General features: G+C 45.8%; 8 protein-coding genes. 3 read left to right on the top strand and 5 right to left on the bottom strand.

Annotation, left to right across the window (positions count from 1 at the left end; translation table 11 throughout):
* Positions 1–46 precede the first annotated feature (46 nt).
* Both L3Q72_RS16725 and L3Q72_RS16720 read left to right on the top strand, forming a co-directional pair.
* Positions 47–688 (top strand): TIGR04219 family outer membrane beta-barrel protein, encoded by a 642-nt coding sequence (locus tag L3Q72_RS16725; protein ID WP_275133298.1) that lies wholly within the window; start codon positions 47–49, stop codon positions 686–688.
* A gap of 295 nt (positions 689–983) precedes the next feature.
* Complete coding sequence (locus L3Q72_RS16720) at positions 984–4,073, top strand: EAL domain-containing protein (RefSeq protein ID WP_275133297.1); 3,090 nt, start codon at positions 984–986, stop codon at positions 4,071–4,073.
* Positions 4,074–4,091: 18 nt separating this feature from the next.
* On the opposite strand, the gene pckA is transcribed toward L3Q72_RS16720, so the two are convergent.
* The 5 genes from pckA to dgcN form a co-directional block, all read right to left on the bottom strand.
* Positions 4,092–5,726, bottom strand: coding sequence for a phosphoenolpyruvate carboxykinase (ATP) (gene pckA / locus L3Q72_RS16715; RefSeq protein ID WP_275133296.1), 1,635 nt, complete (start codon positions 5,724–5,726; stop codon positions 4,092–4,094).
* Between the two features lie 333 nt (positions 5,727–6,059).
* The gene (locus L3Q72_RS16710) at positions 6,060–7,481 is read right to left on the bottom strand and encodes an alanine/glycine:cation symporter family protein (protein WP_275133295.1); all 1,422 of its coding nucleotides are present in this window, start codon (positions 7,479–7,481) and stop codon (positions 6,060–6,062) included.
* Between the two features lie 370 nt (positions 7,482–7,851).
* A complete protein-coding gene (locus L3Q72_RS16705) occupies positions 7,852–8,706 on the bottom strand; it encodes a D-amino-acid transaminase (protein WP_275133294.1) in 855 nt (284 codons plus the stop codon).
* A gap of 3 nt (positions 8,707–8,709) precedes the next feature.
* Complete coding sequence (gene dgcA / locus L3Q72_RS16700; protein WP_275133293.1) at positions 8,710–9,684, bottom strand: N-acetyl-D-Glu racemase DgcA; 975 nt, start codon at positions 9,682–9,684, stop codon at positions 8,710–8,712.
* Positions 9,684–10,688, bottom strand: coding sequence for an N-acetyltransferase DgcN (dgcN, locus tag L3Q72_RS16695; protein WP_275133292.1), 1,005 nt, complete (start codon positions 10,686–10,688; stop codon positions 9,684–9,686). Before dgcN ends, dgcA begins: the two co-directional genes overlap by 1 nt.
* Positions 10,689–11,527: 839 nt before the next feature.
* On the opposite strand from dgcN, the gene L3Q72_RS16690 reads away from it, so the two are divergent.
* On the top strand, positions 11,528–12,892 hold the full coding sequence (locus L3Q72_RS16690) for a sodium:alanine symporter family protein (protein WP_275133291.1): 1,365 nt from the start codon (positions 11,528–11,530) through the stop codon (positions 12,890–12,892).
* Positions 12,893–12,905 lie beyond the last annotated feature (13 nt).

Genomic DNA, 12,905 nt, shown 5'->3' with positions numbered 1-12,905 from the left:
GGAGTATTTTAATAACAAATTTAGCAAACTGATAAAGAGTTATTAAATGAAACGATCGATGCTTTCATTGCTGGTTGCGGCCAGCGCATTTTCAGTCCAGGCAGATACTTTGATGGGCGGGGATGTTGAGGTTAACGCATGGCAGCAGGATTACACCTACGCCGGCAATGATGATGGTGACTCAACTACTTACACTTTTGAAGCTTCCTTTGAGCACCCAATCCCGTTGATTCCTAACGTTAAAGTCGCTCAGTCTTCGGTTGACGCTAACCGGTTTGAATACACTAAGCGCGATTACACTTTATACTATGAAATTCTGGATAACTCTCTTGTTTCTGTGGATGTTGGTGCCGGTGCAACCAGTCTGACGGATGGCAAGCTCACTGTACTTGGAAGTGAGCAGGATTTTGAAGGTTATGTTCCACATCTTTACGGTATGGCTGAGGTGGGGATCCCTGCGACACCAATTTCGTTCTTTGCTAAAGGAACCGGTATCGCCTATGAAGATAACGAGATGATGGATCTGGCCGCCGGTGTTAAGTATGAAATCGGATTGGGGCTTGTGGGCCTTGAGCTACAACTGGGCTACCGTACACAAACTTTCAAGCTGGAAGGTTTTGACGACTTATCCGTTGATTTAGATACAGAGGCAAAAGGCTTCTATGCCGGTGCAAATCTGGATTTCTGAGTTCCCGGGATAATCCTGGTTAAGAAAGGGAAGCAGCAGCTTCCCTTTCTTTTTTCATAGCAAAAGCCACGGATTGTGTTAATTACGCAGATAAAATGTGATGGTTAAGAGATAGGAGTACAACAATAGTTGCTAATAATAATTTTCTAATAATATAGTTGTTTTGATAGCAAGATATCCTTGTTAGTATGAAGACCTGTAGTATTGGGGCATTATTAGTTTGAGATTAAAAAAAACACCTTCTGTTCGTTCATTATTTCTTTTTTTATCTTTCTGTTTTTCATTCTGCTCGCCTGTGTCTTTTGCAGCTCAGTCTGCCGATCTTGAAACCGTCTATCTGCAGTTGCGCTGGCACCATCAGTTTCAGTTTGCCGGGTACTATGCTGCGGTTGAAAAAGGGTACTACAAAGAAGAGGGATTAGATGTACGTATCCGAAGCGGTAACCCAAAGCGTCAGCCTGTAGGGGAAGTGCTTTCCGGTGAAGCCCAGTATGCCGAGGGGAACAGTGAAGTTCTTTTCCAGCGTCTGAAGGGGGCACCGTTAGTTGCCCTTGCCTCGATTTTCCAGCATTCACCTTCTGTTCTGCTTACGCTTGAAAGTTCAGGAATCCGCTCTGTGCATGACCTGGTGGGCAAAAAGGTCATGTTGGCGAATATGAGTGAAGACGCTGATTTCCTGACTATGTTTCTTAATGAAGGCATTTCACTTTCTCAGATTGATATTGTTCCAAGTAGCTATCAGCTAGAAGATTTGATTTCAGGAAAAGCAGCTGCATTTAACTCCTACAGCACTAATGAGCCGTTTCTTCTTCAGCAAAAAGGTATTGAATACAACATCATCGATCCTATTTCCTACAGCGTCGATTTCTACAGCGATATCTTTTTTACAACAGAAGAAGAGCTCCGCAAACATCCAAAACGGGTGGCGGCGATGTTGAGGGCAACGCTTAAGGGGTGGCGTTATGCGATGGACCACCCGGAAGAGATTATCGAGCTTCTTAAGACAAAGTATCAGGTGAAAAAGTCGCGCGAGCATATGCGTTTTGAAGAGAAAGAGATGCGTAAGCTGATCCTTCCGGACCTTATTCAGATTGGTCATATGAACCCTGAGCGCTGGCAGCATATGGCGAATACATTTATAAAAGCAGGCCTTATCAAAAGCGATGATAACCTTGACGGTTTTGTTTATGATACCAGTCCTAAAAGTCTGCCTGCTTGGGTACTTCCGGTGTTAGCGGGTGCACTTTTAATTATCATTTCAATCAGTTCTATAACCTTTTATCTGCACCGTTTTAACCGTCGCATGGCACTTGCTCAGAAAACTCTGCAGCAGAGTGAAGAAAGATTCAAAGCACTTAGTGCGGCAACCTACGGTGGTCTTTTGATTCATGACAAAGGACTGATCCTTGAATGTAACGATGGATTGTCAGAGTTAACCGGCAGCAGTTATGAAGAACTGATAGGCAGTGATGCTTATCAGATGATTGCTCCGGACGATCTTGAGCGCGTGCTTCAGAATGTACACCGGGGCTATGCAGAAAGTTACGAAGTGACCGGGGTCAGAAAAGACGGAAGCCGTTATCCGATGTCAATAAAAGGCAAGAATATTGTCTATAAAGGCCGGACAGCCCGGGTGTCAGAGATGATAGACATTACCGAGCGCAGACGAAATGAAGACCAGCTAAAGCTTGCGGCCAGTGTTTTTACCCATGCCCGTGAAGGGATTATGATCACGGATATCTTTGGTAATATCATCGATGTGAACGATACGTTCAGCTATATCACCGGATACAGCCGTGAAGAGGTTCTGGGAGAAAATCCCCGCATTCTGAGCTCAGGAAAACACAGCAAAGAGTTCTACTCTGATATGTGGCAGTCGCTGGAAAAGGACAAGCAGTGGTCAGGTGAGATCTGGAACAAGCGTAAAAATGGTGACCTGTTCGCTGAGCTGCTGACCATCAGTGCGGTTTCTGATGAATATGACAGAACTCAAAACTATGTCGCCCTGTTTTCAGATATTACGCCAATGAAACATCACCAGCAGCAGTTAGAGCATATCGCACATTATGACCCGCTTACCAACCTGCCAAACAGGATGTTACTTGCTGACAGGCTTTACCATGATATGGCGCAGTGTGACCGCCGTGGCCAGTCGCTGGCAGTGGCCTATCTAGACCTGGACGGATTTAAGCAGATCAATGACACCTTTGGTCATAACGTAGGTGATGAGCTGCTTATCAAGCTGTCCGCGCTTATGAGTAAAAGCCTGAGGGAAGGTGATACCTTAGCCCGTATCGGGGGAGACGAATTTGTTGCAGTGCTGGCTGATATTAAGAAGATGGGAGACTGCGAGCAGGTTCTGAACCGTTTGCTGGAGGCCGCAATGAGTCCGGTGACTATTAATGACCGTACTCATCAGGTGTCGACCAGTATCGGGGTGACTCTGTATCCAAATGATGGTGTTGATGCTGACCAGCTTATGCGCCATGCCGATCAGGCGATGTATATCGCCAAACAGATGGGTAAAAACCGTTATCACCTATTTGATGTTTACAAGGACAAATCAATCCAGACTCAAAGGGAAACCATTGAGCACATCAGTCAGGGTATGGAGAACGATGAGTTTGTCCTGTACTACCAGCCTAAGGTAAATCTGAAAACCGGTGAAGTGGTTGGGGTTGAAGCCCTAATCCGCTGGCAGCATCCTGAGCGTGGCCTGATCTATCCGGGTGATTTTCTGCCGACCATAGAAAATCAGGCTATCAGTTTGGTACTTGGTGACTGGGTGATTGATACCGCGCTGCGTCAAATGGAGCGCTGGCAGGCCGAAGGGCTGGATGTCGTTGTGAGTGTGAACATTGATGCCTTCCAGCTGCAGCAGCCTGATTTTGCCACCAAGCTTGAAAACGCCCTGGAGAAGTACCCGACCATAAAACCGTCGTCACTCTGGCTGGAAATCCTGGAGACCAGCGCCCTTGGTGATATGGGAGAAGTGCTTAGTACTATGAAGGCCTGTCTTGAGCTAGGAGTTAGTTTCTCACTGGATGATTTTGGAACCGGTTTTTCATCGCTTACCTACCTGAAGCGTCTGCCGGTTAACCTGCTGAAAATTGATCAGAGTTTTGTCAGGGACATGCTTGAAGATGCTGATGACAGAGCAATTGTTATGGGGGTTATCAGCCTGGCTTCCGCATTTAACCTGCGGGTTATTGCTGAAGGGGTTGAGACCTTAGAACATGGTGCTCAGCTGTTGTCTATGGGGTGTGAACTTGCTCAGGGCTACGGCATCGCCAGACCAATGCCTGCGAAAGATCTTCCAGACTGGATTATTCAGTGGAGCCGCGATGGTACCCGGCTGGAAAATGGTGTGCAAAGTGCTGACTGATCTTGCACACCACTTGTTTTACTCTGTTATTACGGGTCCTGCGCTAATCAGGGCCTGTCCTTCCTCGTTATCTGTGTAGTTCTTAAAGTTATTAATAAAGCGTAGAGCAAGATCGCAGGCTTTAGTTTGCCACTCTTGCGCTTCTGCGTATGTATTTCTTGGATCCAGTATCTCTGTATTCACCCCGGGAAGCTGCGTCGGAATCTGAAGGTTAAAAATAGGAAGCTCTGTCATTTCTACGTTTTCTACAGAGTTATCAAGAATAGCATCAATAATAGCTCTGGTATCTTTAAGCGAGATTCGCTTACCTGTTCCATTCCAGCCAGTGTTTACCAGATAAGCTTCTGCACCTGAAGACTCCATCCGTTTAATCAGTACTTCTGCGTATTTTGTCGGGTGCAAAGGTAGAAATGGCGCTCCGAAACAGGCCGAAAAGCTCGGTACTGGCTCGGTAATTCCTCGTTCTGTACCGGCGACTTTAGCGGTAAAGCCGGATAGGAAATGATACTTGGTCTGATCCGGAGTCAACTTAGCGACTGGAGGTAGCACGCCAAAGGCATCGGCGGTAAGGAAAATAACTTTTTTTGCATGACCTGCTCTGGAAACGGGCTTAACAATATTTTCAATATGGTAGATAGGGTAGGAGACACGGGTGTTTTCCGTTTTTGAAGCGTCGGAAAAATCGATGCTTCCGTCCTGGCGGACGACTACGTTTTCCAGCAGTGCATCGCGACGAATCGCGTTGTAGGTTTCCGGTTCCGCTTCTTTTGACAGATTGATTGTTTTTGCGTAGCAGCCACCTTCAAAATTAAACACGCCGTTGTCATCCCAGCCGTGCTCATCATCACCGATAAGCTTTCGTTTTGGGTCGGTAGACAGGGTGGTTTTACCTGTACCGGACAGGCCAAAGAAAATCGCGGTATCGCCGTCTTCTCCAACATTCGCGGAGCAGTGCATGGAGGCGATATTTTGTAGAGGAAGGAAAAAGTTCATCATGCTGAACAGCCCCTTTTTCATCTCGCCACCGTACCAGGTACCGCCGATAAGCTGCATTTTTTCGGTCAGGTTAAAGGCAACAAAGTTTTCGGAATTTAACTGCTGACGTTGCCAGTCCGGATTGACTGCTTTGGACGCATTCAGCACCACAAAATCGGGTTGGAATGTTTCCAGCTCTTGTTCCGATGGCCGGATAAACAGATTCTTAACGAAGTGGGCCTGCCAGGCGACTTCAGTAATAAAGCGTACTGCCATGCGTGAATCGTTGTTTGCGCCGCAATAACAGTCCACAACAAACAGACGTTTTCCGGACAATTGCGAAACGGCCACTGTTTTTAGCTCATTCCATACCCCGGCTGAAATTGGCTGATTGTTGTTTTTTACCGAATCACTGCTCCACCAGATCTTATCTGCCGTCGTTTCATCTTTTACTATGTATTTGTCGTTGGGCGAACGGCCGGTAAATTCACCGGTATCAACGGTGACAGCACCAGTGTCGGTTATAAAACCTTTTTCAAAATCCTGCAGCTCTACTCGGGTCTCTTCTGCAAAAAGCAAGTTGTAACCTGGGTTATGAATCACTTCCTCTACATTTTCAATTCCATATTCGGTCAGATCAATATCCGTGGCTAACTTAACTTGTTCCATTATGGTCATAGGTAATCCTTTAAATGTTCAAAACAGCCCGGGTATTTAATGACCTATGGGAGGAAATGCCTGTGATCGGAATGGCTATATGTTGCGACTTAAATAAACTAAATTAGTTTAATGAGGGTATTATACCAATCCCAGCAATTATCTGTTCATCCTTGCTTGTCAAAATCGCTAATAGCTGCGTTAAAATTTTTGTAATTAGATCCACTAGTTACTGCAAATTTTGCCTTGCTCTTAGCGATTTTTCCTGCGCAATCACTGAACAGCTAATTACTGGTATTGGTATCAAAAAAAAGAGCTCCAAGTAGGAGCTCTTCGTTTCTGAATAAGTTCAGATTAGTTTTTCTTCGGCCACGCTGTGCGGTCGATATCCAGATCAGCGAACTTGTCTGGGTCGAACGTTGGGTGTTCAGCGCCCTGAGCCAGCTGCTCACGGTAATCCTTAAGAATACGCGTTGCAGTCGGGAACAGCATGATAAGAGCCAGCAGGTTCACTACCGCCAGGATACCCATCATTGGATCCGAGAAGAAGAATACTGATGTTGCCGCAGGAGCAACAGCACCGATAAATACGATAGCGATTACCGCGATACGCAGACCGTGCAGAGCCGTTTTGCTGCCGGACATAAAGGTCAGTGCGTTTTCACCCAGGTAGTAGTTGTAGATTACAGAACTGAATGAGAACAGCAGGATTGCAAATGTCAGGTAGTACTGAGCCCAGTCGCCAAGGTGAGATACCAGAGACTGCTGAGTCAGAACAACACCATCCACAGCTGCACCTGGTACATATACGTCACCTAGCAGGATAACGAATGCAGTACAGCTACATACGATGATGGTATCGATAAATACAGACAGAGACTGAGTGATGCCCTGGCTGATTGGGTGAGTAACGTCTGCAGTTGCAGCAACGTTAGGTGCAGAACCCAGACCGGCTTCGTTTGAGAACAGACCACGACGCAGACCTTGTGCCAGCGCAGCACCCATACCACCACCAACAGCTTCTTCAATACCGAACGCGTTCTTAACGATAGAAGCGATTACAGCAGGGATTTCACCAATGTTCATGATGATGATAAGAAGAGCGATAGCGATGTAAGCCACAGCCATGATAGGTACGATTACGTCAGCCGCTTTAGCGATACGATGGATACCACCATAAATGATAAAGCCAACTACAGCCGCCAGGAATACACCAGTGTACATACGGTCGATACCAAGGCTGTCAGCAGCAGCACCTGCTACCGTGTTACCCTGGAATGCATTAAAGCCGATTGCAAACGATGCGATCAGACACACTGCGTAAACGTAAGCCAGCCAGCGGTAGTCTTCACCAAGGCCGTGGATGATTGTACGAGCAGCACCACCACGGAAGTCGTTGCCTTCTTTACGCTTGTAAAGCTGGGCAAGAGAACATTCCACAAGGCTGGTCGCCATGCCCACAAGAGCAATAGCCCACATCCAGAATACCGCCCCAGGACCACCTAGTGTGATTGCTACAGCAACACCGGCGATGTTACCACCACCTACACGGCCACCAACGGATAGTAAAAGTGCTTCACGGCCGGAAATTGCTTTCTCGTCTGTTGTTGTTTGGTTTTTCGTTAGTAGTACGCGGAACATCCGCTTAAAGAATCTGAACTGAACAAAATCTGTAACGATTGTGAAGAACAGACCAAAAATAACCAGGAAAGGAATCAGTGCCCAACCCCATGTTAGATCACCGATGATCCCGAAAAAGGATTCTAATAGTTCCATTTGGACTCCTTGGAAGTTTTATTTTATTGCTCAGACGGATAAGTATTAAAAATACTTTATGGTTTTGTTATCAATTAGGGATAAATGAGCAGTAATTACTCAAATACCTAAAACATTCTTCGGTTTACCGCTTTGATAATTGAAAAAATGCTTCAAACTTGCCTGAACAAGCGGACGATTATACTTAAAATAACGCTGTCATAAAATGCATTGTTTTGGTGCAGCGTATGGTAATGTAAATTTTGTGAGGATCCAGTCATAAAAAACAATAAGTTATGAATAATTATTTACTTATCTTTTTTGATAATAAAAATGCTGCAACACTAACGTGCTACAGCATTTAAAACTGGACTTAGAGAAATGTCTGCTATTATACGCCGGTAGATTTGGCTATTTCGATGTAGATTTCTCTCAATTTCTGAGCCACAGGCCCGGGTTTACCAGAACCGATTACTTTGTCATCAATCTGCACCACCGGCCATACAAAAGTCGATGCCGAGCTGATAAATGCTTCTTCTGCTTCGTAGGCCTCTTCTATAGTAAAGGCTCTCTCTTCAATTTCGATATTAGCGTCAGAAGCCATTTTCAAAAGCGAAGCACGTGTGATGCCGTGAAGGATATCATTGCTCAGAGGTCGGGTAATGATCTTTCCGTCCTTCACAATATAAGCGTTGTTTGAGCCACCTTCAGTCACAAAGCCATCTTCGATTAGCCATGTATCTGATGCACCGGCCTTAATTGCAGCTTGTTTACCCATACATGCAGCCAATAGCTGCGTAGTTTTGATGTCTCGTCTGTGCCAGCGGATATCAGGGATAGAAATAACCTTGATGCCATCTTTGGCTTTTGGTGTATCGATCACCGGACGTGACTGAGTAAACATCACCACCGTTGGCATGGTATCTTGAGGGTATGGGAAATCACGGTCACCAGCGCTTCCTCTGGTTACCTGTAAATAGATACCACCCTCAACAAGATCATTTTTCTGTGCCAGCTCTTTTTGTAATTGTGTCAGTGATTCTGCTGTGAACGGGTTTTCAATCTCCAGCTCTTTACAAGAGCGGGAAAGACGAGCGATATGACCAGCATTATCGATTAACTTCCCGTCAATAACCGCTGTAACTTCATAGATAGCATCAGCAAAAAGAAAACCACGGTCAAAAATTGAAACTTTAGCTTCTGACTCAGGTAGAAATTCGCCGTTTACATAAACAGTGCGTTGCATAATTTATCCCCATAATTCTTTTTTAAATGGCAGCATCTTATTCTGCTCAAACTCAAATCCATTCGCGATATCTTCGCTAAGTAGCAGAGGACCGTCCAGGTCAACAACCTGAGCGCCCTGTGCAACCACAAATGCAGGTGCCATGCTTAGTGAACTGGCAAGCATACAGCCAACCATAATCTTCAATCCGGCTTGCTCTGCTTCTTCCTTTAGTGCGAGAGCTTCGGTTAATCCGCCGGTTTTATCCGTTTTGATATTGATCATATCATAACGGCCTATAATGGAGGGCAGACTTGTTCTGTCATGGCAAGATTCATCAGCACAGATAGGAATTGGGCGACTCAGCCCGTCTAACACCTGATCCGAGTCTGCGGGAAAAGGCTGTTCTATCATTGATACACCAAGATTTACCAATTCCGGGATCAGCTTGTTATAGATTTCCGCTGTCCAGGCTTCGTTAGCATCAAGAATAATGTCCGCATCCGGAGCGCCACGCCTTACTGCTTGCACCCGCTCTAAATCCTCTGGTCCGCCAAGCTTTAACTTAAGCAGCGGGCGGTGACAGTTTTCTGAAGCTGCCTTTTCCATATTTTCAGGCGAATCGAGGGAGAGAGTATACGCCGTTACCAAAGGCTCTGGTGTGACAGAAAGCGACTGCCAGACAGAAACTTTTTCCGACTTACACTTAAGATCCCAGAAGGCACAGTCCAGTGCATTGCGTGCCGCTCCCGATGGCAGAAGTTGCTGGATAGCTTTACTGTCTGCGCCTTCCTTTACAGCCGGAGCGACATCTTCCAGTTGCGCGATTACGCTTTCAACTGACTCATTGTAGCGGGCATAAGGGACACACTCACCGCGTCCCGTTACGCCGTTTTCAGACAGTTCTACAATGACCGCATCCACCTGGGTTTTACTTCCCCGTGAGATGGTAAAGCTGCCGCGTATAGGCCAGTTTGCTTGGTAGATATTAACTTCCATTAGATCTCCGCGAGGTTTGCAACGATACGGCTTACACCCTGACGGAAAGGATCTTCAACCGGAAGGCCAAACTCGGTTTCAACTTTGTCCATAAAGGCAAGCGCGTCCGCTTCTTCTAATTGTGAAGTATTTACTGAAATACCTACGAACTTAACATCCGGGTTAGTCAGTCTGGCTGTTGCCAGGTTAGCTTGCATACATGCTTTGATCTCAGGAACAGAGTAGTCAGGCAGGCCGCGCATATGGGTTCTTGTTGGTTCATGGCAAAGAACCAGAGCGTCTGGCTGAGCGCCATGGATAAGGCCGGTCGTTACACCAGCAAAAGAAGGGTGGAACAGTGAGCCCTGTCCTTCAAGTACGTCCCAGTGATCAGCGCTGTTATCAGGAGAAATAGTTTCGATAGCACCGGCAATAAAGTCTGCTACCACACAGTCTACGCTGACACCTTCACCTGAAATCAGGATACCTGTCTGGCCTGTTGCTCTGAAAGAGGCATTCAGCCCCTGTGTTTTCATCTCTTTTTCCAGTGCAAGTGATGTGTACATTTTGCCACAGGAGCAGTCGGTACCGACAGTAAGCACTCTTTTACCGCTTCTTTTTTTACCGTTGGCCACCGGATAGCTCTGCGTTGGGTAACGTACATCGAACAGGCTGCGGCCATTTTTCTCGGCGCAGGCAACCAGTTCAGGAATATCATTCAGCTTGTTATGCAGACCTGAAGCCAGATCCATTCCTGCTTCAAGTGCTTCCAGAAGCACGCTAATCCATTGCTCAGAAATCACACCACCACGGTTGGCGACGCCGATAACCAGAGTTTTAGCCCCGGCTTTTACGGCTTCTTCGATAGAAAGATCAGTCAGTTCGCAATCCGCATTACATTCAGGAAGGCGGTACTGGCCAACGCAATATTCCGGGTGCCAGGTTTTAATACCCTGGGCAACTTTAGCTGCTAGTGGATCGGCCGCGTCACCAAGAAATAAAAGGTAAGGTTTTTGAAGTTCCATTTTTATACTCCTGTAAAGTCTTGTACTGCAATTCCGGCTGGCTGCCAGATTAATATGTTTTGTTTGTGTTGGTTATGCAGAGCAAAAATCGTGACAACTTTTATGGTTTGCTGAAAAATATCTGGCGCAGTAACGCGATTTTATAAGGGATGAAAGGAGAATAACGTACAAAAAAAGGGAATAGTCTGAATTTCATATATTCTGTGGTCCAACGAGAAAGTGGTGATATATTCCATTTTGCAGTTCAGTTCAGAAGTTAACTCTGAGCAAAATTTTTTTATGAAATTATATAATTCTGTCAACAGAGTGATAGTCAGGGTTTTATGATGCTGATTTTATCCTTCTTCGCAGAGGCTATTTTCTAATTGAACTGTTTGATAAAGGGAGTCTGTATAGAGAAATCTGCTGTGTGAAATCAGTTTTGGCATGGTATTGGTGCAATAGTGCACCGCAATGGTGCGTTAATTCTATAAATTACTGGGCAAAGCAGTTATTAATATTGTAAACAGAAAAGAGGTAACTGCTTTATAAAATCACTTTTTAGTTTGTAATAACCTGAATTTAACAAAAAGTGGTATATGCTTGCATGGCGTCTTATGGTGGTTGTCTGTGCTAGATATCGCCATCTGTTGGTTAAGTCTGCTGCTTGAACTCATACTCTATTTTTGTTTCATTACACAGATATGTGTCTTTTGGGGATTCAATCCTCGCCCTCTTTATGTGTTGGTCTGTTAATTGCTAAAGCTAGAATCGTTGGCATAACGTCTGTTCATGATTAGGGATGCTTAGCTCTTATCTGTAGAGCATTACAAAAACAAAATATCCAAATGGAGTAACTAATGGACTTAATCACTGGTTTTATTAGCCAGGTAAACGGAATTGTATGGGGTGTTCCTATGCTTATTCTGATACTTGGTGTTGGTATCTTTCTGACCGTTGGTCTGAAATTTATGCCGATTTTCAATATCGGTCGCGCATTTAAATTAATGTGGAGCGGGCGTGAGTCTGGTGGTCAGGGGGAAATTCCTCCGTTCCAGGCGCTGATGACAGCAATGTCTGCAACAGTGGGTACCGGTAATATTGCAGGTGTTGCGACAGCGGTATTTATCGGTGGTCCGGGTGCACTTTTCTGGATGTGGCTAACAGCTTTAGTTGGTATGGCAACTAAATTCGGTGAAGCGGTTCTTGCGGTTAAATATCGTGAAAAAGATGAAAACGGCGCTTATGTTGGCGGCCCTATGTACTATATCAAAAACGGTATGGGTCAAAAGTGGGCCTGGCTTGGTACTCTGTTTGCGCTTTTCGGCGCTGTAGCAAGCTTTGGTATTGGTAACGCAGTTCAGTCTAACTCTATCGCTCAGGTACTGGAATCTAACTTTTCTTTCTCTCCTCTGGTAGTCGGTATCGTGATCATGGTTCTGGCTGGTGGCGTTATTATCGGTGGCCTTAAGCGTGTTGGTAAATTTGCCGGTGCAATGGTTCCGCTAATGGCAGTTGCCTATATCGTAAGTGGTCTTATTATCCTTCTGATGAATGCTGGTGAGCTGGGTGGTGCGATTGCTCTGGTATTTGAGCACGCCTTTACTCCTGCTTCTGCTGAAGGTGGCTTTGCCGGTGCAACAGTATGGATGGCTATTCGTTTTGGTGTTGCTCGTGGTGTATTCTCAAACGAAGCTGGTCTGGGTTCTGCTCCGATTGCTCACGCAAGTGCGCAGACGGACGATCCTGTTCGCCAAGGTCTGATTGCAATGCTGGGTACCTTCTTAGATACACTGGTTATCTGTTCAATCACAGGTCTGGTTATCATTATTTCCGGTGAGTGGACCGGTGGTGAATCAGGCGCAGCACTGACTTCTGCAGCGTTCGGTCAGATCCTTCCTGGCTGGGGCAGTTACCTGGTTGCAATCAGTCTGGCGGTATTTGCATTTACCACAATCGTTGGCTGGTCTGTGTATGGTGAGCGCTGTGCTGAATACCTGTTTGGTGCAAAAGCCGTTCTGCCTTACCGCTTGATCTTCGTTGTTGCTCTGCCAGTGGGTGCAATGATGGAGCTGGACTTTGTTTGGCTGCTTGGTGACACATTAAACGCTATGATGGCGATTCCTAACCTTATCGCTCTGGCTGTGCTAAGCCCTGTTATCTTCTCGCTGACAAAAAGCTACTTCTCTTCTGAAAAATCAGATGTAGCTCCTGACTCGAAATAAAACCTTTCGCTGC

Source organism: Vibrio sp. JC009, assembly GCF_029016485.1.
GTDB lineage: Bacteria > Pseudomonadota > Gammaproteobacteria > Enterobacterales > Vibrionaceae > Vibrio.
The sequence above is the reverse complement of the archived record's forward strand: the minus strand, read 5'-3'. Positions and strand labels throughout refer to the sequence as shown.